The sequence below is a fragment of the Robertkochia marina genome (assembly GCF_004799345.1).
GTDB classification, from domain to species: Bacteria; Bacteroidota; Bacteroidia; order Flavobacteriales; family Flavobacteriaceae; genus Robertkochia; species Robertkochia marina.
Genome location: NZ_SSMC01000003.1, coordinates 56,438 through 80,965, shown reverse-complemented (window position 1 = coordinate 80,965; position 24,528 = coordinate 56,438). Strand labels below are relative to the sequence as shown.

23 protein-coding genes are annotated in these 24,528 nt (G+C 44.6%); 14 read left to right on the top strand and 9 right to left on the bottom strand.

All coding sequences use genetic code 11. From position 1 onward, the window contains the following. The first annotated feature begins 14 nt into the window (after positions 1–14). From E7Z59_RS10935 to E7Z59_RS10910, 6 genes are all read left to right on the top strand, one after another. Positions 15–689 carry a TetR/AcrR family transcriptional regulator gene (locus E7Z59_RS10935; protein ID WP_136336394.1) on the top strand — a complete coding sequence of 225 codons (675 nt, stop codon included), beginning with the start codon at positions 15–17 and terminating at the stop codon, positions 687–689. Between the two features lie 5 nt (positions 690–694). Beyond that, positions 695–2,383: a peptidase domain-containing ABC transporter gene (locus tag E7Z59_RS10930; RefSeq protein ID WP_136336393.1), complete on the top strand. Its 1,689-nt coding sequence runs from the start codon at positions 695–697 to the stop codon at positions 2,381–2,383. Beyond that, entirely contained in the window at positions 2,376–3,731 is a 1,356-nt protein-coding gene (locus tag E7Z59_RS10925) for an HlyD family secretion protein (RefSeq protein WP_136336392.1), read from the top strand. The genes E7Z59_RS10930 and E7Z59_RS10925 overlap by 8 nt, the downstream gene beginning before the upstream one ends. A gap of 2 nt (positions 3,732–3,733) precedes the next feature. Next, positions 3,734–5,128: a TolC family protein gene (locus tag E7Z59_RS10920; RefSeq protein ID WP_136336391.1), complete on the top strand. Its 1,395-nt coding sequence runs from the start codon at positions 3,734–3,736 to the stop codon at positions 5,126–5,128. Positions 5,129–5,219: 91 nt separating this feature from the next. After that, positions 5,220–6,035, top strand: coding sequence for a type I methionyl aminopeptidase (map, locus tag E7Z59_RS10915; RefSeq protein WP_136336390.1), 816 nt, complete (start codon positions 5,220–5,222; stop codon positions 6,033–6,035). 10 nt (positions 6,036–6,045) lie between these two features. After that, positions 6,046–6,810 carry a class I SAM-dependent methyltransferase gene (locus E7Z59_RS10910; protein ID WP_136336389.1) on the top strand — a complete coding sequence of 255 codons (765 nt, stop codon included), beginning with the start codon at positions 6,046–6,048 and terminating at the stop codon, positions 6,808–6,810. A 5-nt stretch (positions 6,811–6,815) separates the two neighbouring features. Here E7Z59_RS10910 and E7Z59_RS10905 read toward each other — a convergent pair whose 3' ends face one another. The 8 genes from E7Z59_RS10905 to E7Z59_RS10870 form a co-directional block, all read right to left on the bottom strand. Beyond that, positions 6,816–7,820, bottom strand: coding sequence for an FAD:protein FMN transferase (locus E7Z59_RS10905; protein ID WP_242015689.1), 1,005 nt, complete (start codon positions 7,818–7,820; stop codon positions 6,816–6,818). 7 nt (positions 7,821–7,827) lie between these two features. Continuing rightward, positions 7,828–8,190 carry a Na(+)-translocating NADH-quinone reductase subunit F gene (locus E7Z59_RS10900; RefSeq protein WP_136336387.1) on the bottom strand — a complete coding sequence of 121 codons (363 nt, stop codon included), beginning with the start codon at positions 8,188–8,190 and terminating at the stop codon, positions 7,828–7,830. Between the two features lie 66 nt (positions 8,191–8,256). Next, positions 8,257–9,549 carry an NADH:ubiquinone reductase (Na(+)-transporting) subunit F gene (nqrF, locus tag E7Z59_RS10895; RefSeq protein ID WP_136336386.1) on the bottom strand — a complete coding sequence of 431 codons (1,293 nt, stop codon included), beginning with the start codon at positions 9,547–9,549 and terminating at the stop codon, positions 8,257–8,259. A 21-nt stretch (positions 9,550–9,570) separates the two neighbouring features. Continuing rightward, positions 9,571–10,185 (bottom strand): NADH:ubiquinone reductase (Na(+)-transporting) subunit E, encoded by a 615-nt coding sequence (gene nqrE / locus E7Z59_RS10890; RefSeq protein WP_136336385.1) that lies wholly within the window; start codon positions 10,183–10,185, stop codon positions 9,571–9,573. A 29-nt stretch (positions 10,186–10,214) separates the two neighbouring features. Next, positions 10,215–10,937 carry an NADH:ubiquinone reductase (Na(+)-transporting) subunit D gene (locus E7Z59_RS10885; RefSeq protein ID WP_136336384.1) on the bottom strand — a complete coding sequence of 241 codons (723 nt, stop codon included), beginning with the start codon at positions 10,935–10,937 and terminating at the stop codon, positions 10,215–10,217. A 2-nt stretch (positions 10,938–10,939) separates the two neighbouring features. Then, positions 10,940–11,668, bottom strand: a complete 729-nt coding sequence (gene nqrC / locus E7Z59_RS10880) for an NADH:ubiquinone reductase (Na(+)-transporting) subunit C (protein ID WP_136336383.1) — start codon at positions 11,666–11,668, stop codon at positions 10,940–10,942. A 2-nt stretch (positions 11,669–11,670) separates the two neighbouring features. Next, entirely contained in the window at positions 11,671–12,828 is a 1,158-nt protein-coding gene (locus E7Z59_RS10875) for an NADH:ubiquinone reductase (Na(+)-transporting) subunit B (RefSeq protein ID WP_136336382.1), read from the bottom strand. A gap of 11 nt (positions 12,829–12,839) precedes the next feature. After that, positions 12,840–14,180 carry a Na(+)-translocating NADH-quinone reductase subunit A gene (locus tag E7Z59_RS10870; RefSeq protein ID WP_136336381.1) on the bottom strand — a complete coding sequence of 447 codons (1,341 nt, stop codon included), beginning with the start codon at positions 14,178–14,180 and terminating at the stop codon, positions 12,840–12,842. Between the two features lie 159 nt (positions 14,181–14,339). Between E7Z59_RS10870 and E7Z59_RS10865 the strand changes: the two genes are divergently transcribed. The 7 genes from E7Z59_RS10865 (at position 14,340) to E7Z59_RS10835 (ending at position 21,080) form a co-directional block, all read left to right on the top strand. Continuing rightward, on the top strand, positions 14,340–15,596 hold the full coding sequence (locus E7Z59_RS10865) for a type IX secretion system plug protein (protein ID WP_136336380.1): 1,257 nt from the start codon (positions 14,340–14,342) through the stop codon (positions 15,594–15,596). A 2-nt stretch (positions 15,597–15,598) separates the two neighbouring features. Next, positions 15,599–16,783, top strand: coding sequence for a DUF3667 domain-containing protein (locus E7Z59_RS10860; RefSeq protein ID WP_136336379.1), 1,185 nt, complete (start codon positions 15,599–15,601; stop codon positions 16,781–16,783). 4 nt (positions 16,784–16,787) lie between these two features. Continuing rightward, complete coding sequence (apaG, locus tag E7Z59_RS10855; RefSeq protein WP_136336378.1) at positions 16,788–17,174, top strand: Co2+/Mg2+ efflux protein ApaG; 387 nt, start codon at positions 16,788–16,790, stop codon at positions 17,172–17,174. An 86-nt stretch (positions 17,175–17,260) separates the two neighbouring features. Continuing rightward, positions 17,261–18,886: an L-glutamate gamma-semialdehyde dehydrogenase gene (gene pruA / locus E7Z59_RS10850; protein WP_136336377.1), complete on the top strand. Its 1,626-nt coding sequence runs from the start codon at positions 17,261–17,263 to the stop codon at positions 18,884–18,886. A gap of 318 nt (positions 18,887–19,204) precedes the next feature. Next, entirely contained in the window at positions 19,205–19,522 is a 318-nt protein-coding gene (locus tag E7Z59_RS10845; protein WP_136336376.1) for a cupin domain-containing protein, read from the top strand. Between the two features lie 2 nt (positions 19,523–19,524). Then, positions 19,525–20,310 carry an SDR family oxidoreductase gene (locus E7Z59_RS10840; RefSeq protein ID WP_136336375.1) on the top strand — a complete coding sequence of 262 codons (786 nt, stop codon included), beginning with the start codon at positions 19,525–19,527 and terminating at the stop codon, positions 20,308–20,310. 290 nt (positions 20,311–20,600) lie between these two features. Next, positions 20,601–21,080 carry a GNAT family N-acetyltransferase gene (locus E7Z59_RS10835; RefSeq protein ID WP_136336374.1) on the top strand — a complete coding sequence of 160 codons (480 nt, stop codon included), beginning with the start codon at positions 20,601–20,603 and terminating at the stop codon, positions 21,078–21,080. A 455-nt stretch (positions 21,081–21,535) separates the two neighbouring features. Here the strand turns inward: E7Z59_RS10835 and typA are convergent, their stop codons facing one another. Then, positions 21,536–23,341 carry a translational GTPase TypA gene (typA, locus tag E7Z59_RS10830; protein WP_136336373.1) on the bottom strand — a complete coding sequence of 602 codons (1,806 nt, stop codon included), beginning with the start codon at positions 23,339–23,341 and terminating at the stop codon, positions 21,536–21,538. Between the two features lie 229 nt (positions 23,342–23,570). On the opposite strand from typA, the gene kdsA reads away from it, so the two are divergent. Then, positions 23,571–24,389 (top strand): 3-deoxy-8-phosphooctulonate synthase, encoded by an 819-nt coding sequence (gene kdsA, locus E7Z59_RS10825; protein ID WP_136336372.1) that lies wholly within the window; start codon positions 23,571–23,573, stop codon positions 24,387–24,389. Positions 24,390–24,528 lie beyond the last annotated feature (139 nt).

Sequence of the window (24,528 nt, the reverse complement as noted above, 5' to 3'; positions counted from 1 at the left end):
GAAATTAGTAGTAAATGAGACCAATACTCACAAACTTCAAGATCCAGATCAACGAGAACATATATCTTAAAGATCCGGAATCTTCTAAGCTCGGTAAAAAGATCATCGATCACAGTATCTTAATGATCGACGACATCGGGTTTGAACACTTCACCTTTAAGAAGCTGGCGCAACAGATCTCTTCTACTGAAAGCTCTGTATATCGTTATTTCGAGAACAAACACCAGCTTTTGGTTTATCTCACCAATTGGTATTGGTCATGGATGGAGTACAAACTGGTATTTAGCACTCACAATATTGAGAACCCAAAAAGAAAACTGGAACTGGCTATAGAGATCGTTACCAGCACGCCCAAGGAGGATGATCAGTTTTCGCACGTCAACGAGGTGAAGCTGGGAAAGATCGTAGTGGCAGAGTTCTCAAAATCATACTTAACCAAAGAAGTTGACCAGGAAAATAAGGAGGGATATTTCTCCACCTTTAAAAGGCTGGTTGGGAGATTGGCCGATATGATCCTGGAGCTCGATAAGGATTACGAACACCCGAGGAGTTTGATATCCACCATCATTCAGGGCGCCCTGCACCAGCAATACAGCAGGGAGCATTTACCCAGCCTGACTGATTGCGGCAGTGATGAGGAGATCATTGCTTTTTACAAAAACCTATTATTAACACAGATCAACGCATAACTTCCATGGCAGAATACAAGAAGACCATTACTTCGTGGCAGCGCTTTTTAAGCATGCTGAGCCTTGATAAAAAGGATATATACCAAATTGCCTATTACGCTATTTTTGCAGGTTTGGTCAGCCTCACCCTGCCGCTGGGGATACAGGCCATCATTAACCTGCTGCAGGCGGCCCAGACTACCACAAGCTGGGTAGTACTGGTGGTATTGGTCACCCTTGGGGTTGCCTTTACCGGGGTATTGCAATTAATGCAATTAAGGATCATTGAGAACATACAGCAAAAGATATTTACCCGCTCTGCGTTTGAATTTTCATATCGTTTTCCGAAGATAAAAATGAGCGAGCTGGAGGATTATTACCCCCCTGAGCTTGCCAACAGGTTTTTTGATACCCTTACCATTCAGAAAACCTTATCAAAGTTATTGATCGATGTTCCGGCCGCATTTTTACAGATCTTATTCGGCCTGATACTTCTGTCATTTTATCATCCGTTCTTTATTGTTTACGGGTTGATGTTGATCGTGCTGATCTACGTGGTATTCAAGTTTACCTACCAGAGAGGATTGTCAACCAGTCTTGAAGAATCTAAATACAAGTACAAGATCGCTCACTGGATACAGGAGGTAGCACGTTCTATTGTAAGCTTTAAACTATCAGGAAGAACCAATCTCGCCATGTCCAAATCAGACTACCTGACCAATGAATATCTCGACGCAAGAGAGGGGCACTTCCGCATCCTGATCCTTCAGTTCATCCAAATGATCGGGTTTAAGGTATTGGTAACGGCTGGTTTACTGGTTGTGGGAGGATTATTGGTATTGAATCAGCAAATGAACATCGGACAGTTCGTAGCTGCCGAGATCATTATTTTATTGGTGATCAATTCGGTGGAGAAACTGATCCTGAGCCTGGAGCCCTTTTACGACATGCTTACCTCCCTGGAAAAGCTGGGACAGGCAGTTGACAAGAACCTGGAACTTCAGGAGGGTGAACTTGATATTGCTGATGACGAGGGATTACATATATCCTTAGAGGATGTTGGCTACCACAGACCTTCCGCAGATCGGGAGATCATCAAGAACATCAACCTGGAAATAGAACCTAAAGAACTCATAGCCGTTCAGGGAGTCAGCAGCTCAGGGAAATCAACCTTGTTAAAGCTTATTGCAGGCCTTATCGAGCCCACCAGAGGAAACATGTATATCAATAACGCTAACAGCAAGATCATACGACCGAACGCTTACAGGTCCTTACTGGGGCAATCACTCATAGAAGAATCGCCTTTTGAAGGAACCATTTTGGAAAACCTGACCTTTGGCGATACCTCCATTCCTAAAAAAGACATTGAATGGGCTATTGATCTCATCGGACTCAGGGAATTTGTAAAAGCCCAACCTAAAGGGCTGAACACCGAATTGAAACCTGAGGGAATGCAGATATCTTCTACTATCTCTAAGAAGATCGTTCTGGCAAGGAGTATTATAAGAAAACCCAAACTCCTTATTCTCTCAGACCCTTTAGACAAATTCGAGCCGAAGGAAAAAGAGCATATTATCAATGCGCTTACCGGACCGGATCGTCCGTGGGGAATCGTGGTAGAAAGCAGGGAGCCTCTTTGGACCCGCACCTGTGGCAGGGTATTGACCATGCAAAACGGAGAAATCATTAACATAAAAGATAATAATAATGCTTAATATATCCAGTAATCCATTAAGCAATAAGGTAGACATTTCAGCATATCGCTGCAGTAAGAAGGTATTTCACAAAGACCACCACAAGACCTTCAGCCGATTGCTGGGAGCCTTCTTCCTGATCCTGTTCGCCATCCTTTTTCTTCCATGGACACAGAACGTACGTGGGGAAGGCTTTATTACTACACTTACTCCGGGACAAAGACCTCAAACCATTCACTCGGTCATTCCCGGAAGAATTGAAGAATGGTATGTAAGGGAAGGTGATCATGTAGAAAAGGGAGATACCATTGTTTACCTTTCTGAGGTGAAGGACACGTATTTTGACCCCACCCTTCTGGAGCGAACCCAGGCCCAGCTCGATGCTAAAAAGTCAAGTATACGCTCTTATGAAGAAAAGATAAAGGCTCAAGACATTCAGATCTCCAACCTGAAACAGGAGCGTAAACTAAAAATGGAGCAATTGAGAAACAAACTTATCCAGGCCAACCTGAAGGTTGAGAGCGACAGTATTGATCTTGAGGCTTCCAAAACCAATATGCTTATTGCCCAGCGACAGTTTGACCGGGCCGATCAGTTAAACAAGGAAGGCTTAAAGCCCCTGCAGGAAGTAGAAGACAAACGCATGAAGCTTCAGGAGGCAACGGCCAAACTGATCTCCCAGGAAAACAAATTACTTACCAGCAGAAATGAGGTGATCAATACAGAGATCGAACAGGGCAGATTACAGGCTGAATATGGTGAAAAGATATCTAAGGCCGAAAGTGATAAGTTTACGGCCTTAAGCATGCAATTTGATGGCGAAGGAGACTTGAATAAACTAGAGAACCAATACACCAACTATGCGGTAAGGCGTAACTTTAATTACGTACTGGCACCGCAGGCAGGATTTGTGAACAAGGCATTACAATCAGGAATTGGGGAAACCATCAAAGAAGGTGACCCATTGGTCTCCATCATGCCTTCCGGCTTTGACATTGCCGTAGAGACCTTTGTGGAGCCCATTGACCTGCCTTTGATGCACCTGGGAGAAAAGGTACGACTCCAGTTTGACGGATGGCCTGCCATTATCTTTTCCGGGTGGCCCAATGTTTCTTACGGAACTTACGGAGGTACCGTGGTAGCTATTGAAAATTACATCAGTGAAAACGGAAAATACCGAATTCTCATAGCTCCCGATCCTGAGGATCATCCATGGCCGGAGGAGCTTCGGGTAGGCACAGGTTCTAATACCTTTGCCATGCTCCAGGATGTACCTATTTGGTTTGAACTATGGAGACAGCTTAACGGTTTCCCTCCTAACTTCTACCAGCCAAACAAGAATAAGGGAAGTGAAATGACCAAAAAATAAGTATGCGCAATACCATTATTCTCATTATTTGTATCATTTGGAGCTGCTTTTTGCATGCCCAGGAAAGACAAGAGATCCTCACCTTTGAGGAGTTCCTGGCCTTTGTGAAAAAGAATCATCCGGTTGCTGCTCAAGCCGACCTTAAACTCAGTGAGGCAGAAGCAAGGGTATTGGAAGCCAGAGGTGGGTTTGATCCAAAGATCGATATTGATTATTCCACCAAAGAATTCAAGGGGACTGACTATTACGACATACTTTACGGTAGCTTTAAAATACCCACCTGGTTCGGTATAGAGCTTCAGGCGGGCTATGAACTAAATGACGGAGAGTTTTTGAACCCTCAGAACTTTGTTCCGGAAGACGGCTTGTATAGTGCCGGTATTTCCGTTCCCGTAGGCCAGGGACTGTTCATTAACAAACGTATGGCCAGCCTTAGCCAGGCAAAGATCTTCAGGGATCTCAATACAGCCGAGCGGGAACTGCAGATCAACCAATTGTTATTTGAGGCTGTATTGTCATACCTTGACTGGTACAGGGCATGGCGCGAATACGAACTTTACGGGTCATTTCTAGAGAATGCCGAGCTGCGTTTCAGAAACCTGAAAAGAGAGATCGAAGTGGGTGCCACAGCCCCCATTGACAGTGTTGAACTGGGAATTACTGTTCAAAACCGTCGCCTGAACCTCCAGAACTCAGCCCTGACCCTGTTGAAGGCCAGGCTCAATCTCTCCAATTTTTTATGGGAAGAGAACCTGGTACCCCTGGAAATAGCAGGGTTCGTAAGACCGCAGGAGGAAGTAACCGAAGCTCTGAACAGCTTTCTTTTAAGCAACGAGAACCTTATTGATGATTTCGATATTACGACCCACCCAAAAATAAGATCGTTGCGATCAAAGATCGAAACTTTGGAGGTAGAGCGGAGGTTGAAGGCAGAAATGCTGAAACCGGAATTGAACCTGAATTATAATTTCATTACCAGCGATGCAGAACAACTGAACACTATCAACAGCGGTGATTATAAGTTCGGGTTACAATTCAGCATGCCCATATTTCTTAGAAAAGAAAGAGGGGCTTTAGAGTTGAGCAAGTTCAAAATACAGGATGCTGAGTTCGAGACCGAGCAGGAAGCTCTGATACTCAGAAACAAATCTGAAGCTGCCTTACAGCAGGTTACTAACTACGAAAGTCAGCGAGACCTGGTTGATCGGGTAGCCGAAGATTACGAACGTCTGCTGCAGGCTGAGGAACGCAAATTCAGTTTTGGTGAAAGTTCGGTATTTCTACTGAACTCGCGGGAGGCAAAATTGCTGGAGGCACGACTCAAGCAGATCGAACTTGAATACAAACTCGGGGAAGCACAGGCAGAATTGATACGTACCCTGGCCCTGCCCTTCTGATGGGCAATAATCTGAAAAATAAAACTTACTTTTGCACCTCTGTGAATAAGTAACAAAAGTATTGAAGTACAGTCTATCAAACATATTCAGAATGATCAAGATCAAAACACCTGAGGAAATTGAATTAATGAGACAAAGCGCCCTTGTGGTATCTAAGACCCTGGGGATGCTTGCCGGTGAATTAAAGCCGGGTGTAACGACAAATCATCTGGATAAACTGGCTGAGGCTTTTATCAGAGACCAGGGTGCAGAGCCCGGATTTCTTGGATTGTACGACTGTCCGTCCACCCTGCTTACCAGTGTAAACGAAGCCGTGGTACACGGACTGCCTACCGACAAACCTTTGGAAGAGGGAGACGTTGTTTCAATAGATTGCGGTGCCCTGATGAACGGATACTACGGAGACCACGCCTATACTTTTGAGATCGGAGAGGTAGATCCCGAAACCAAAAAACTGCTGCAGGTAACCAAAGAATCGCTGTATATCGGTATCCGTGAATTTAAAAATGGGAATCGTGTAGGTGACGTTGGTTTTGCTATACAAAATTATTGCGAAGGTTTTGGTTATGGTGTTGTTCGGGAGCTCGTTGGTCATGGAATCGGTAAAAAAATGCACGAAGACCCTGAGATGCCTAATTACGGACGAAGAGGGCGCGGAAAGAAGTTCCAGGAAGGAATGGTAGTCGCTATAGAACCCATGATCAATATGGGTACGCAGCGCATCAAGCAGCTTAAAGATGGATGGACCATCGTAACGGCCGACGGCAAACCGAGTGCACACTTTGAACATGATGTAGCCCTGGTGAACGGAAAGCCGGAGATACTTTCTACCTTTAAATACATTTACGAAGTTTTGGGTATTGAAAGCAACGAGGAAGATGAGTTCAAACAAGCGCTGAACGTATAATTATCGCTGATTGAAAAAGCTTTTTAAATACGTACTGAATACGGTACCACGCCCCTTACTTATCAGATTAAGCTACCTGGCCAGACCCCTGGTGGCTGCCTATTACAAAGGCGACCGGTATACCGACCCTATTGAAGGTAAAAGCTACCGCAGTTTTCTTCCATATGGCTACGAAAATCAACGGGAAAATGTTCTGGCACCCGGAACTTTATCACTGGAGAGACACAGACTCCTCTGGCTCTACCTTAAGCGGAAAACTAATTTTTTCAGCGCCCCCTTAAAGGTTCTGCATTTTGCACCGGAGCAGGCATTTTACCAACGATTCAGAGCCCTGAAGAATATTGATTACACCACGACCGATCTGAACTCCCCCCTGGCCGATGTAAAGGCTGATATTTGCAACCTTCCTTTTGAGGATAACAGTTTCGATGTTATTCTATGCAACCATGTCCTTGAGCATATCCCGGACGATGCCAAGGCCATGCAGGAGCTTTACAGGATCATGAAGCCCGGTGGTTGGGGTGTCTTCCAGATACCACAAGACCTCAACAGGGAAACAACTTTCGAAGACGACAGTATTACCGACCCAAAGGAACGGGCACGTATATTTGGCCAGTATGATCATGTGAGGGTCTACGGCCGCGATTATTTTGAAAAGCTACGTGAGGTTGGCTTCAAGGTCATCAAAGAAGATCTTGCTGCCCGTATGCCAAAAGAAAAGGTCGACACCTATCGCATCGACCCTTCTGAAATCATTCCTGTAGTATACAAGTAAAATTTTCAGTCTTTTATAACCAGGCGTTCAAAACCGGCAGTTCTGAATTCCTGTATCCCATCATCATTAACACTGATAATGTATACATCAATTCCGGAAGTCTTTTCCAGGGTTGCCTTGATCTCTTCGAGATTCATACCCATAAAAGCCGTGGCATAGGCATCTGCTTCCATACATGTAGATGCCAGTACAGAGGCACTTAACACCTTACTCCTAAAAGGATAGCCCGCCCGCGGGTCTATAGTATGCACATACCGCTCTCCGGTAATCTCATCGACCCTGTATTTTCTGTAATTCCCACTGGTGGCCATAGCCCGGTTTTCCAGGGTAAGTTTCGAGATGAGCTTTCTGTCTCCTTCCTCTTGCAGAGGGTCATCTACCGCTACCACCCAGCTCTTATCCTTAACAGTATTGCGCCCTTTAGCCAGGATTTCCCCTCCAATTTCTACCAGGTAATTCTCAACTCCACGACTGTCGAGCATACGCCCTACCATGTCTACACAAAACCCTTTGGCTAGGGCGTTAAAATCAAGATAAAGTGCAGGGTGTTCTTTTACCACCTGTCGGTTATCGTTCAAGGCTACCTTCTCCATGCCGGTAAACTCAAGTATACTGTCAACAGAAACACTATCCAGGTCAGAAATGGCCTTCTCAGGACCAAAACCCCATGCATTGACCAGGGCACCAACCGTAGGATCAAAAACCCCATCGGTGGTCTCCCAAACCTCCCGGGCTTTGTCAAAAACTTCCACGAAATTATCATCTACCTTCACAAGGGTATCACCCTTGTTTATTCGGCTGATATCACTATCCGGAAGGTAGGTTGACATCGAGGCATTGATCTGTTCAAAAACCGCTTCAATATCCTCAAGATAACTTACCGTATCTGACGGCACCTCATATATAACGGTGTAAGTAGTACCTAAAGCCTTTCCTTTTTCGGTTCGATGCGTTATGCTTGCCTCAGGTTGGGTACAATGGCTCGTTAAAACCAGGGTACATATTATCAAAAAAAGTTTACTCGCTGATCTCAATAATCCCATTATAATTCACGATATAGTTTTCTTCTTTACTCACCGGTTTGTTGTAATCGCTCGCATTGGCCAGCCCTACCCCGGCATAGTACGTCCTGGCTTTAAACTTCAGGGCATGAGCCCGTATAGTCTCCATAAAGATCACATCGTAATTCTTAGGGTCTTCAGGATAGACCACAGCCTTTACGATCACAAAATGCAGCTTGCGGTCTTTCAGACAAACAAATTGCGGATCCTTTTTTAATTCACTGTTCACTGCCATGAATTCAAATCCATTCTTTTCAAGGTCCTTACCCACAATATTCATGGCCAGGTTATGTAATTCCTGTTCTGTCAACACACTCATACGCATCAAGATAAAACAAAAAACCGACACTGGTAGCGTCGGTTTTTTCGTTATATACAATATTAATTATCCTCCGAAATCGTCGAATCGTACATTCTCCGGCGGTACTCCAAAGTCATCACACATTTTCTCCACTGCCTTGTTCATCAACGGTGGTCCACAGAAGTAGAATTCAATGTCTTCCGGTGCATCATGGTGCGACAGGTAGTTATCAATTACCACCTGGTGTACAAAACCTACGAAACCATCTCCTTCACCATCAAGTCCGTCCTTTTCTTTCCAGTTATCCTCCTCCAGAGGCTCAGAAAGTGCAATATAGAACTTGAAGTTAGGGAAATCACGTTCCAATTCACGGAAGTGCTCTATATAGAACAGCTCACGTTTAGAACGTCCACCGTACCAATAGGTAACTTTTCTTCCTGTTTTCAGCGTTTTGAACAGGTGATATAAGTGAGAACGCATTGGCGCCATTCCTGCTCCACCACCAACGTAAAGCATTTCCGCATCACTGTGGTTAATAAAGAATTCACCATAAGGTCCTGAGATGGTTACCTTATCTCCCGGTTTTTTAGAGAAGATATATGAAGAAGCCACACCAGGATTTACATCCATCCATCCATTCTTACTGCGATCCCATGGTGGGGTAGCAATACGCACATTCAACATGATATCACGTCCTTCTGCAGGATATGAAGCCATCGAATAAGCTCTTTCAACCGTATCGGTATTTTTCATTACCAATGGCCAAAGGTTAAACTTATCCCATTCCATCTGGAATTTTTTAGGATCGTCATGTTCTTCAGGGTGGGCAGTGATATCAATATCGCTGTATTTGACCTCACATGGAGGAATCTCGATCTGGATATATCCTCCTGCCTCATAATCCATATCCTCAGGAATACGAACTACGAATTCTTTAATAAAGGAAGCCACGTTCCAGTTACGAACAACTTCTGCCTGCCATTTCTTGATACCGAACACCTCTTCAGGTACTTCGATCACCATATCTTGTTTCACCTTCACCTGGCAACCAAGACGCCATCCTTCGGCAATCTCTTTTCTGGTAAAGTGCGGAGCTTCGGTTGGCAGGATCTCTCCACCTCCCTCAGTCACCTTACACTTACACTGTATACAGGTACCTCCACCTCCACAGGCTGAAGGCAGGAAAATCTTATTATCTCCAAGCGTTGAAAGCAGTGTTCCTCCTGAAGAAACTTCCACATCTTTCTCTCCATTGATCTTCAGGTTCACAGGGCCTGAGGGTACCAATTTTGCTTTGGCTCCCAAAAGAATAGCCACTAGGGCGAAGATAAGGACCAGGAATACTATTAAACTCGCTACGATTACTGAATAATCCATTCTTTCGTCTTAAATAATGATTTATAATTTGATTCCCATAAAACTCATAAACCCAAGGGCCATAAGTCCGGTTATGATAAATGTAATTCCAAGACCTCTTAATGGTGCTGGTACATTAGAATAGGCGATCTTTTCACGAATAGCAGCGATCGCAAGGATAGCCAGGAACCATCCGATCCCTGAACCTAAACCATAGGTAGCCGCCTCGCCGATTCCGGCAAAGTCTTTTTGCTGCATAAACAGTGATCCTCCAAGGATGGCACAGTTTACCGCAATAAGAGGCAGGAAGATACCAAGCGCACCATAAAGGGCGGGAGCAAACTTCTCAACGATCATCTCAACAAGCTGTACCATAGAGGCAATAACCGCAATAAACATGATAAAGCTCAAAAAGCTAAGGTCGATCGAAGCATATTCTTCACCCATCCAGGCCAAAGCACCCGGACGCAACAGGTAATTATCAAGTAAAAAGTTAATTGGAACTGTGATCGACAATACAAAGATCACTGCCGCTCCAAGTCCAACAGCCGTTTTCACGGTCTTCGATACGGCCAGGTAAGAACACATACCCAGGAAGTATGCGAAAACCATGTTTTCGATAAAAATACTTCGTACAAAAAGATTTACGTAATCCATTAGTTCTTTCTATTTATTAAGCCTGGAGCTTAGTTCTTTTCAATTAGTTTTCTGTTTCTGGCACGTTGGATCCAGATAAGCACTCCAACCACTAACAGCGCTGCAGGTGAGAGAAGCATCAATCCGTTATTCTCATATCCTAATGCGTACAGACCGGAAGATTCGGCAAGGGTTGCACCTTTGTGACCCAATACCTCGAATCCGAATAGTTTTCCAGATCCCAAAAGCTCTCTGAAGAAAGCCACGATCACCAGAATCAGCCCGTATCCGGCAGCATTACCAACACCGTCAAGGAAAGATTTCCAAACCCCGTTACCCAGGGCAAAGGCTTCCAATCGTCCCATTACGATACAGTTGGTAATAATTAGTCCTACGAATACCGATAGTTCTTTACTCACATCATAGGCAAAGGCCTTCAAAACCTGGTCTACTAAAATTACCAGGGCAGCAACCACTACCAGCTGCACAATGATACGGATCCTGTTAGGTATCAGGTTACGGATCATCGAAATGATCATATTGGCAAATGCCATAACCGCAAGTACTGCGATCGCCATAACTATGGCCGGCTTAAGCTGCACCGTGATCGCAAGAGCAGAACAAATACCCAGTACCTGTACGGTGATCGGGTTATTGTCGTCCAGCGGGTCGCTCAATAACTTTCTGTTCTTTTTAGAGAATAAAGGCTCCTTTTCTTCAGCTACAAAAAGTACCAAAGGAGATTTCTCTTTGTTATCTTTCTTATTGGCCATAATTAGTTATTTAATGCTACTTTAACGTTCTGTTGTTTCAGGTAAGGCATATAATACTGCAAACGATTGTAGATCATATCGGTAACCCCATCACCGGTGATGGTAGCTCCTGAGATCGCATCGATCGCATTATCATCCTTATTATTTCCTCCGGAGTATCCTTTCATTACGGTCACCCCAACAAATTCTCCTGATTCCGGATCAAAGATCTTTTCTTCTTCAAAGCGCTTTTCAAACCAGCTTTGAGTGATCTCGGCACCAAGACCGGGAGTCTCCCCTTTGTGATCGAATACAGCTCCTTTAATGGTATTGATATCATCCTCCAGGGAAATATAACCCCAGATCGCATCCCAAAGTCCGGCGCCGCGAAGCGGAATGATAAAATATTGCTTCCCTTCGATCTCGGCTTTGTAAAGCGGAAAACGCTGCTCTTCTACAGGTTTCTTCAACTCTTTTGCCAGGTCGATATTAAACGCATTCACGCTTTCATCGATCGATCCATCGGCGGTAAGGGAGATCTGTTCTTTGATATACTTATTGAATTCTTCTCCTGCCTGCTCTCTTTCCACCTCTACTCCGATAGTAGAAAGAATGTTCTGCATCTTCTCTTTACGCACGTTCTCATTTTGCATCGGCTTTAAAGAGGTGGCGGCAATAGCAAGTGATGCTGCAACCACAATTACCATAACAGTGGCAAAAATAAAGGTATAAGCGTTACTGTCTCTGTTCATAATTATGCGGATTTAGCGGTTACAGTTGCTAATCTTTTCTTTCTTCTCTTAATATTGGCCTCGATCACATAGTGGTCGATGGTTGGTGCAAACACATTCATAAGCAGAATGGCAAGCATTACTCCTTCAGGATACGCCGGGTTAAATACACGGATCATAATACTGAAAACACCGATCAGAATACCGTAGATCCATTTTCCTTTAAAGGTCTGAGCTGCAGAAACAGGATCTGTAGCCATGAATACGATTCCAAAGGCAAGTCCACCCACTACTAGGTGCTGGTACCACGGAAAGCTCATAAGTGCATTAGCTCCCCAAAGATTGAACAGGAAGCCCATAAATGCAGCTCCGATAACTCCCCCGGCCATGATACGCCAGCTTCCTACCCCGGTAAGGATCAGGAAAAGGGCACCGGCTGCGATCCAAAGCGTAGAAGTCTCACCGATAGATCCGGGAATAGCTCCAGAGAACATGCTCCACATATTATAGGTCACTTCTTTTCCGGCAGCAAGAGAACCAAGAATGGTCTCCCCGGAAACAGCATCAATATTAGAGGCTTCTGAAACCCATACTTTGTTACCCGACATATAGGTTGGGTAGGCAAAGAATGCGAAAGCACGTGCCATAAGGGCCGGATTCAGAATATTCATCCCTGTTCCTCCGAAGGCTTCCTTACCGATCAATACGGCAAAAGCCACAGAAACAGCCACCATCCAAAGTGGTATATCCACCGGCATGATCATAGGAACAAGCATCCCGGTAACCAGGAACCCTTCGTTCACTTCGTGGCCGCGGTAAATCGCAAAAATAAATTCAATACCAAGACCTACCGCATAAGACACAACGATCATCGGTACGATCTTCCAGGCACCGTGAATAAAGGCATCTAAAAAGGTAAATGCCTCCCCGGTTTGCGAAAGATACTGATACCCGGTATTGTAGATTCCGTAGAATAAAGCAGGTAACAAAGCAATGATCACGGTGATCATGGTACGCTTCAGGTCAACGGCATCACGGATATGTGCACCCTTTCTGGTCGTATGATCAGGTACGAACAGAAAAGTATCAAAGGCGTTGAATGCAGGAGCAAACTTCTCCCACTTCTGACCCTTGTTAAAGGGTCGCTTTAATTCGTCTAACTTTTTTCTCAAAAAACTCATAGCTTCTTTTTTTAACCCACTTCTTTGATCATGAGGTCTAATGCCTCTCTGATAATTGCCTGGGCTTCAATTTTAGAGGTGTTCGTATAATCAATCAAGGCGAAATCTTCAGGAGCCACCTCGTAAATACCAAGGTTTTCCATCTTTTCGATGTTCGCCGCCATACATTCCTTAAGAAGTTGCATCGGATAAATATCCATAGGAAGCACCTGCTCCATCTCACCGGTTACTACCAGCGCACGCTCTTCTCCATTAAGGTTGGTATTCACCTTGTACCTCTTATTTGGAAAGAGGAAAGAAAGAGAGGTTCTTGACATACTTGGAATATGATTATCTAAGAATGGCACCCACCCGAACATTCTGTGCTCTTTTCCTTCCGGAATAAGCGTAATGGTGTTGTGATAGAACCCTACAAATCCTGAGTTAGCGATCTGATCTCCTGTAAGGACATCTCCACTGATGATCCTCACTGAAGAAGGCACCTTATTGATCAGCTCAAAAACATTGGTTCCCACACGCATACTGAAATACTGTGCCTTGGGCGCTTCAGAGCCGGAAACGGCAACCAAACGGTCAGCCTTGAATTTTCCGGTGTTCAAAAAGTTACCAATGATAGCTACATCTTCCGGCCCAACAACCCATACACGTTCTCCTGCATTAACAGGGTCGATATGATGGATCTGTACTCCGACATTACCGGCAGGGTGCGGCCCCTTTACCTTGTGGATCTCAACACCATTCAGGCCGTCAGCCAAACTGCTTCCCGCTGCTACAGAAACATGGGTTTTTCCTGAAGTAAGTTTTGAAATAGCCTCCAGACCGGTTTTGAAATCTTCCATTCGGTCTTTTAACAGGAATTCCACATCGGCAGCAAGAGGAGCTGTACTCATAGCCGAAACGAAGATCGCCTTAGGGGCGTCATCCGGATTGGCTATCACGTCGTACGGACGCTGCTTGATGAATGGCCAACAACCACCTTCAAGCAAAAGCTCTTTTACCTCTTCTCCCGACATACCGGAAACATTCTTGGAACCGTGCTCCAGGAAAGTATCTTCGGCGTCTGCTTCAATTATTACTTCTAAAATTCTTCGCTTTGCGCCCCTGCGGATCTCTGCAATGGTACCACTAACAGGCGAAGCGAACTTAACGCGGTCGCTGTACTTTGAAAAGAAAATGATCTCTCCCGCTTTCACGGAAGCACCTTCTTTAACCACCATTTTAGGGGTTACACCATGGAAATCAGTAGGCTTTATAGCGAATTTTTTAGACCTCGGAGCGGCAGCGATCGTTTTGTCTGCCAGACCCATAAGCTTAAGATCTAAGCCTTTTCTAATCTTAATGTCGTTTGACATGCTATCTGTGCTAATGAAATTAGTTAACTCAAAAATTCGTGCAAATTTAATAATTATAAGATTGTTGCCATAATAAAACCCTATATTTTTGGAGGTGGAAAAGCCCCCCAAATTCCACGTTTTTATTTTATTATCTTTAGCAAAAATTTTCCTTACCATATGCGTACTCTTATAGGTTTTGTCATTGTATTCCTTCAATGTAACCTCACGCTCCTTGCGCAAGTGCAAAAAGAGATCCCTCCCCCGGAAAACATCCGATCTATTGTTTTTACCGGCAACAACAATGCTGCACAATTCCCGGTAATTCAACCCGGACAGACCATGGTGCTTACTTTTGACGACCTCTATGCCGATGAGGCCGACTACTACTATCGCATTGAGCATTGTAATTACGACTGGACCCCCTCTAACCTGGTAAAGAATCAATACCTGGACGGCCTGGATAATCAGCGTATCCTGCAGTACGACAATTCACTCGCCTCCATACAACCTTACACCGCCTACAGGCTGGAGCTCCCGAATCGCTTTACGCGAATGCGGATAAGCGGGAATTATATTCTGAAGATCTTTGACAACACCGATCAAATAGTATTTTCCCGAAGATTTATCCTTTTTAATAATGCTGTAAATGTGGGAGGCATTGTCAAGAGGCCACGAGATCCGAAGTTCTTAAATACCGGGCAACGTATAGAGTTCACGGTAAGCGCCGGCGATTTTGAACTGGTGAACCCCCTCCAGGAGGTCAAGGTAAGCATCCTTCAGAACAGTAATTTCAATACGGCTGTTCACAACATAAAACCTCAGTTCGTGTCGGGCAGCCAGCTGATTTATAAGTATGAAAAAGAAACCAGTTTTGAAGGAGGCAATGAATACCTGAACCTGGACACCAAAGACATAAGAACGGCCACCAATACGGTCGCCAGGGTAGATTTGAAAAATCGCTACAATCATTATCTGTATACCAACCCCGTAAGGCGCGATATGATCTATACCTATTTTCCTGACATTAATGGCGACTTCCGGGTTCGCCTGGGTGAGGGCGTTCAAAACGATGACAACAGTGAAGCCGATTACTCTTTTGTGCATTTTAGTCTTGAATACCAGCCATGGCTTGGCCTTAAAGACGTTTACGTATATGGTAAGTTCAATAACTACGAACTGACAAAAGAGAACAAGCTTACCTTCAACGCCGACAACAACACCCTGGAAACGACCTTATTTCTCAAGCAGGGGTTTTACAATTTCAAATATGTGATCAAGAACAGTGACGGGAGTATTGATCTGAATGCCATTGGAGGCAATCACTGGGAAACCGAGAACGAATACCTGGTTTTAGTATATTACAGAAACTTTGGAGCACTTTATGACAGTGTCATTGGGGTAGCCAACATTAGTTCAGTAGACATTTCCAACTAACCATGAGCGATAAACCAGTAAAAAAAGGCGGATATCTTCCCGAACGGCGTAAGTTTAAATACCGCGGAAACTGCTGCCTCAATTGTGATCATCCGCTGGATCTGAGCGATAAGTATTGTGCCAATTGCGGACAGATCAATTCGATGAAGAAGTTCAGCGTGCAGGATCTTTTTGACGAATTGTTCGGCACCCTGTTCAATTATGACTCCAAGCTCAGACAAACCCTCTCTGCCCTGCTTTTAAAACCCGGAAAGATCACCCGGGAATATATCAACGGCAAGCGCGCCTCTTATACGAACCCCTTTCAGACGCTGCTGAGCCTTTGCATTATCTATTTCCTCTTACTGGGTTATTCTTCAGATTTTGAATCATTAAACCAAAAAAAGGCGGATGCAGACACCAAAGGGTTGGTGAACATAGAGGAGTATACAAAAATTGCCGATTCGCTGAAAGCAGAACAATTGATCATCCCAAAGGGCGACGTTTCTCAAGAAGCCTTGCAAGACTCCCTGAAAGCAACCATAGATACTTTAAAATTTGGGATAGGCGTCCTGGAAGCCCTGGATAAACGTAAGGATTCTCTGGCCACCTATGCCCCACAGACCTTTTATAATGAGGTTAAAAATGACACCTCAGGTAGTGTGGGTCGTTTTATATCCATGACCGAGTTCTTTTACAGGACTATCAAACACAATCATTATAATACCCCGGAAGAGGCGCGTTCAAAGCTGAACATCCCCTTAAAAGGGTCAGAGCTTTGGGCTTTCAGAACCGGAAAAAGTATCAACAGAGTAACAAAGGAACCCGGCACCTTTTTAAATACCGTGATCTCCAGGCTTCCCTTTTTCATTTTCTTCTTTTTACCCGTTTTCACGGTATTTATATGGCTATTGTACCTGAGAAGAGAATTCAATTATATGGATCACCTTATTTTCAGCTTTCATTCACAATCTCTGTTCATCATACTGCTCATTATTGCCTATATCATATATGCGATCACCGATTGGAACGTACTTTGGGTAGCCGTGCTTTTATTCTCCTTTTATCTCTACAGAGCCATGCGGGTATTCTATCAACAAGGGCGTCTTAAAACTATTTTAAAATTCTCCATCCTGAACACAATTTTCGTATTTTTAGCTAGTATCAGTATGATACTGTTTCTTTCGGGAAGCGCTTTAACGTATTAGCAAAATGTTCACCCAGGTAACCAAAGGCATAAAGATCTCTGTAAAAACAAGTTTTGAAGGCACCTTCTTCAAAAATTACAGAAAGCACTATGCTTTCGGGTACCATATCACCATAGAGAATCAAAGCAAAGACCCGGTGCAATTACTTGCACGACACTGGCAGATCTTTGATGCCCTCAATGAGACCGAGGTGGTTGACGGAGAAGGGGTTATTGGAAAAAAGCCGGTGTTGCATCCCGGAGAGACCCATAAGTATAGTTCCGGATGCTTATTAACTTCTCCTATCGGGGCCATGAGAGGTAATTACCTCATGTTGAATTATGCCTCCGCGGGGCATTTTAAAGTATTTATCCCCACCTTTCGACTAAGCGCACCCTTCACCCTTAATTAACAGCGTGTTTAACTCCTGATTCATTTTTTTAAGCACAAGCCATTTATTACATTTGTTTGCGTAAAAAACGTATAAAAACACTATAAATGGGAAAAGGATTTTTTCAAGTACCCGTAGCGGTAAATGAACCGGTTAGGTCGTACGCTCCGGGATCTCCCGAAAGAGAGTCTGTTTTAAAACAGTACAAGGAATATTACAATGGCAAGGTAGATGTGCCTTTATATATTAATGGAGAAGAGATCAGAACAGGGAATACACGCACCATGTCGCCTCCACACGATCACCAACACGTGGTGGGAACCTATCATTTGGCTGAAAAAACTCATGTAGAGAGTGCAGTTTCTACCGCACTGGAAGCAAGAGAAAAATGGGCTAACCTTTCATGGGAACAGCGCGCAGCAGTATTCTTGAAGGCTGCAGACCTTATTGCCGGACCTTACCGCGATAAGATGAATGCCTCTACGATGATCGCACAATCTAAAAACATTCACCAGGCAGAGATCGATGCAGCATGTGAGATCATTGACTTTCTGAAGTTCAATGTAGAATTCATGTCTCGCATTTACGAAGATCAGCCTATTTCTGATGAAGGTATCTGGAACCGTGTGGAATACCGTCCGTTAGAAGGATTCGTATATGCCATTACCCCGTTTAACTTTACCGCTATTGCAGGGAACCTTCCAACGAGTGCAGCCATGATGGGGAACGTGGTGGTATGGAAACCCAGCGACCACCAGATCTTTTCGGCCAAAGTGATCGTAGATGTATTGAAAGAGGCCGGGCTTCCTGATGGAGTGATCAACGTGGTTTACGGAGATCCGGTAATGATCACAGACACCCTTCTTGACAGTCCTGATTTTGCCGGAATCCACTTTACCGGATCTACAGAGGTCTTTAAAGGACTTTGGAAAAAGATCGGAAACAATATTGACAAGTATAAGACCTACCCAAGAATTGTTGGGGAGACCGGAGGTAAAGATTTTATCATTGCCCACCCCACCAGCAATGCCAAGCAGGTAGCTACCGCCATTAGCCGTGGAGCTTTTGAGTTCCAGGGACAAAAATGTAGTGCCGCATCAAGGGTATACCTTCCGAAATCTCTGGCCGACGAGGTATTGAACTTTGTAAAAGAAGATATCGCTTCCTTCAAGATGGGATCTCCTGAAGATATGGAGAACTTCATTACAGCCGTGATCCACGAAGGCTCTTTCGATAAACTGGCCGGCTTTATTGATCGCGCCAAAGAAGATAAGGAAGCTGAGATCTTTGCCGGAGGATCATATGACAAGTCTAAAGGATATTTCGTTCAGCCTACCGTGATCGTTACCACCGACCCGCAATACGTGACCATGACCACCGAGCTGTTCGGACCTGTAGTAACCGTATATGTTTACGAGGATGACCAGTGGAGCGAAACCCTGAAACTGGTTGATACCACTTCTGAGTACGGACTTACAGGTGCCGTATTCTCAGGAGACCGTTACACTATTGAAGAGGCTACCAAAGCGCTTCAGAACAGTGCCGGAAACTTCTACATTAACGATAAGCCAACCGGTGCCGTTGTAGGGCAGCAGCCGTTTGGTGGTGCCAGAGCATCAGGAACCAACGACAAGGCCGGTTCTATGCAGAACCTCCTGCGTTGGGTATCACCAAGATTGATCAAGGAGACCTTCGTGACTCCAACAGATTACCGTTATCCGTTCTTAGGATAATTTCAATCGAATATATAGTTTTAAAAAGCCGGTCTTGCGAAAGCAAGCCGGCTTTTTTGATCTCAGCTTGAGGGACGAGTTTCAGTGTCAGGGACGAGTTTCAAAAAAACCGCCTACCTACCTACCTACCTACCTACCTACCTACCTACCTACCTACCTACCGACCGACCGACATGCATAACCGCATAACCGCATAACCGAAATAACATATAACTTCGTAACTTCATAACCTTGCAACAGGTAACACGTAACACGTAACACGTAACACGTAACTCTTAACTCTTAACTCTTAACTCTTAACTCTTAACTCTTAACTCAATGGACATAGAACTTAAAGACGTTCCCACCAAAGAACTTATTCCGGGATTTCACGGAAAAATGATTCATACCCCAAAATCGACCATCGCCTACTGGGAGGTGGAAGCAGGATCTGAAATTCCCGAGCACAGTCACTACCACGAGCAGATCATGCAGGTTACTGAAGGCGAATTTGAACTGACCGTTGACGGGGTTAGCAGGGTATACGGTCCGGGCACGGTTGTATATCTTGAGCCCCACATCAAACACGGCGGTAAGGCCCTTACCCCCTGTAAGATCACTGACATTTTTTGTCCACCCCGGGAAGAATATCAATAATCATGGAAATAAGTTTAATTGGAAAGCACGCCCTGGTGGGCGGAAGCAGCAAAGGCATAGGCGAGGGTATCGCCAGAGAACTTGCCCGCTGTGGTGCCAGTGTCACCGTGATGGGTCGCAGTGAGGGTAAACTGCAAATCCTGGTGAACGAACTGGACAGCAGTAACGGGCAGGAACATCATTACCTGACCACCGACATGATGCACCTGGAGCGATATAAAAACGACATCCTTGAACATCTTAAGAAATATCCGGTCGATATCCTGGTGAATAATACCCCCGGGCCACCCCCTGGCTTTGTTGGTGAACTCCGGGATGAAGATTATGCCAAAGCTTTTGACCTTTTATTCAGGACCATTAATTTTACCACCCAGGCTGTTACTGAGCATATGAAGTCTACAGGTTTTGGACGGATTATTAATGTAACCTCGGTAACCATTAAAGAGCCCAAGCCGGAGCTGGTGCTTTCAAACACCATCAGGGCTTCGATCATTACCTGGGCCAAATCGCTTTCGCAGGAACTTGGCCCCTTTGGTATCACGGTGAATTCTATTCTTACCGGGTATTTCGACACCGAACGTCTGGAAGAAGTGAACCGTAAAAAAGCGGAACGCAGCGGTAAAAGCATGGACGAACTTCAGGCCGAAATGGCCGCTCAGAATTCACTCAATCGTATCGGGCAACCCGAAGAATACGGTTACCTGGTGTGTTTCCTGGCCTCAGACAAGGCTGCCTATCTTACAGGAACGGCCATCCCGTTGGATGGAGGGTATTTGAGGTCAGTTTGAGGGAGGAGTTTCAGTTATAGGGAGGAGTTTGCAGTTTGATTTTGAAAGTTACGGAAGTACGAGGGTACGCAGAGATATTTTATTGAATGATGAATAATGAATGATGAATGATGAATGATGAATGATGAATGATGAATTTAATAAATCTAGATTTTCCAGACATTCTGAAGTTTTAATTCTGATACAAACCCCATCTATAATCTATAATTCATAATCTATAATCTACTCTGCATAACCGCATAACTGCATAACCGCATAACTGCATCACTGTATAACTATATAACCGTTGTATGAAACCCGAAATTCATATCATCAGAACCAACTCAGAGCACGAAGATTTTATCCCCCTGGTTAAGGAGCTTGACGCCTTTTTAGCCATTACCGATGGCGATGAACATGCCTTTTACGATCAGTTCAATAAACTGGATGCTATTCAGCATGTGGTGCTGCTTTACCTGAATAAGGAGGCAGTGGCATGCGGAGCCCTTAAGGAATATGATAAGGAAAGTGCTGAGATCAAACGAATGTTCACCAAACCATCGCTCCGGGGCTTGCGTTTGGCAGAAACCATTCTTGAAGCCCTGGAAAACTGGGCTGCTGAACTGGGGTATTCAAGATGCATCCTGGAAACCGGCACCCGGCAAACATCGGCTATCGCCCTGTATCAACGCTGTGGCTATACCCTGATGCCTTGCTATGGTCAATACAGGAATATGGACAACAGCAGGTGTTTTGAGAAGGGTTTGATCCCGCAAAGGCGGGATCAATGATGAATTATAAATTGTAAATGGTGAATTAGTAATGAGGTTTACTTAAGATGACTCCGGCTGAAGCTTCAAAAGATCGCTTCAGTCGCTTCGCTCCCACCACCGACGGATTTATATATTCTGCTGAAAAAGTATATAAAGTGTGGCTCCCCACCCTGGACAGGGAGGGGTGGCAGCGATAAAATCGCTGACGGGGCGGGTTGATTCAGGTTAACCTAACATGCAACCCCTCGCGACTTCGCCTGCGATAAGCGGGCGTCACGCTGAATGCGTGGTATATCGAGGATACTTCAAGATATTAAGCCTTCCAATACGATCCCGCGGAATAGGATCTCTCAAGGTGACTACCGTTAAAGTTTCAAAAGATCGCTTCAGTCACTTCGCTCCTTCGCGAAGACATCTCTGCATAACCGCATAACTGTATAACAAAAAAAAGAGACCTCCCGGTCTCTTTTTTGTTATCCTATTTGCTTCTGCATACGCTTACGTTCGTTCTCATCGAGATAGACCTTACGCAATCTCATATGATTCGGAGTTACCTCAACATATTCATCTTTCTGAATGTATTCAAGGGCTTCCTCTAAAGAGAATTTGATCGGTGGAGCAAGTTTTACCTTATCATCAGCTCCTGCAGAACGGATGTTGGTCAACTTCTTGGTCTTAGTAACATTCACCGTCATATCATCTCCCCTGGAATTCTCTCCGATCACCTGTCCGGTATAGATCTCTTCTCCGGGGTGGATAAAGAAACGTCCTCTTTCCTGAAGTTTATCCATCGAATAAGGAATTGAAGTTCCCTTTTCCATAGAGATCAGCGACCCGTTAATACGACCCGGGATCTCTCCTTTATATGGCTGGTATTCCAGGAAGCGGTGATTCATAATGGCTTCTCCGGCAGTAGCGGTAAGCAGCTGGTTTCTCAACCCGATAATACCTCTGGAAGGAATATTGAATCGGATAATCATACGCTCTCCTTTGGGTTCCATGCTCAGCATTTCACCTTTTCGCTGGGTTACCATTTCTACAGCTCTACCTGAAACATCCTCCGGAAGATCAATGGTCAGCTCTTCAACAGGCTCACACTTCACTCCGTCAATCTCCTTAATAATTACCTGAGGCTGTCCGATCTGAAGCTCATACCCTTCTCTTCTCATGGTTTCAATAAGTACAGAAAGGTGAAGTACGCCTCGTCCGAATACCATGAATTTATCAGCACTGTCTGTAGGCTCTACTCTCAGCGCCAGGTTCTTTTCCAGTTCACGCTCCAGACGCTCCTTAATATGTCTTGAAGTCACGAACTTCCCATCCTTCCCAAAGAAAGGAGAATCATTGATGGTAAAGAGCATACTCATGGTAGGCTCATCGATCGCGATGGTAGGCAGGGCTTCCGGAGCCTCGAAATCGGCTATGGTATCTCCAATATCGAAACCGTCTAATCCTGCAATAGCACAAATATCACCGGCTACTACCTCATCAACTTTCTTACGTCCAAGTCCGTCAAAAACATGTAACTCCTTGATCCTTGATTTTACCACTGAACCGTCGCGCTTTACCAGCGAAATATTCATCCCTGCTTTCAGGCTGCCTCGCTGAAGTCGTCCGATGGCGATTCGCCCGGTAAAAGACGAGTAGTCAAGAGAGGTGATCAGCATTTGGGTGCTCCCTTCCTCGATCTTTGGCGATGGAATATGCTCCACAACCATATCAAGAAGAGGCTCTATATTTTTTGTTTCATTTCTCCAGTCGTCAGACATCCAGTTATTTTTGGCCGAACCATAAACTGTTGGAAAATCAAGCTGCCATTCTTCAGCACCCAGTTCGAACATCAGGTCAAAAACAGATTCGTGCACCTCATCAGGAGTACAGTTCTCTTTGTCAACCTTGTTCACCACCACGATGGGCTTCAATTTCATTTCGATGGCTTTTTGCAGTACGAAACGGGTTTGCGGCATAGGCCCTTCAAAGGCATCCACCAACAGCAAAACCCCATCTGCCATGTTGAGAACACGTTCAACCTCTCCCCCGAAGTCGGCGTGGCCGGGAGTGTCAATAATATTGATCTTGGTTCCTTTATAATTAACCGAAACGTTCTTAGAAAGAATGGTAATACCCCTTTCTCTTTCCAGATCGTTGTTGTCTAAGATAAGTTCTCCGGTTTCCTGGTTATCTCTGAACAATTCACAATGATGCAGAATCTTATCAACCAGGGTCGTCTTACCGTGGTCAACGTGTGCAATGATGGCAATGTTTTTAATAGATGTCATTCTAGCCTTTTAATTTGAAGGCGCAAAGGTACGGTATTCTTTTAGTTGTATCACTGTATTCGCAAAATTTATTTAGCTGCACCACAACACCCTACGTGACTCAAAACAAGGAAGTTGCACTCAAACAAACAAAGCACTTTGAAGAGTCACATACTTCCTCATGCTTCCTATCCTTTCTGCATTAATACCGTTTATTATCCTATCTTTGCGCTCAAAATTGAACAGCATCATGAAACTGGAACATATTCCTCAGTTAAAACACCTGGATAGCAACAACTTCTTTTTATTAGCCGGACCCTGCGCTATAGAAGGCGAAGAGATGGCGATGCGCATTGCTGAAAGGGTGGTAGAGATCACGAATAAACTGGAGATCCCTTATGTATTTAAGGGGAGTTTTAAAAAAGCTAATCGCAGCAGGATCGATTCCTTTACCGGAATTGGCGATGAAAAAGCACTTAAGATCCTGAAGAAGGTCTCAGAAACCTTCGAGGTACCAACAGTTACCGACATCCACGAGGTAACCGACGCTGCCATGGCTGCAGAATATGTAGACATCCTGCAGATCCCTGCTTTCCTGGTAAGGCAGACCGATCTGGTGGTGGCTGCAGCACAGACCGGCAAAACCGTAAATCTTAAAAAAGGGCAGTTCATGAGTCCTGAAAGCATGCAGCATGCCGCTAAAAAAGTATACGACAGCGGCAATGAGCAAGCTATGATCACCGACAGAGGCACCATGTTCGGGTACCAGGACATGATCGTTGATTTTCGAGGTATTCCCACCATGAAGCAATACGCACCGGTGGTACTTGATGTTACCCATTCTCTCCAACAACCTAATCAAAGCAGCGGGGTAACCGGAGGACGTCCGGATATGATCGAAACCATTGCCCGTGCAGGAGTAGTTACAGGAGTTGACGGACTCTTCATGGAAACCCATTTCGACCCTGCCAATGCCAAGAGTGATGGAGCCAATATGCTTCACCTGGATCATTTGGAAAAGTTGTTGAGTAACCTTGTAGCGATTAGAAAAACAGTAAATTCACTTTAAAATTCAGATACTATATATTGCTAAAATGCCGGGAAATCCCGGCATTTTTTGTGAGCAGTGAACAACTTATAACATCTCATTAACAAATAGTTGGCGTAAACTCATTATTTTGTAGGCTTTTAACCACAAATACAACCTA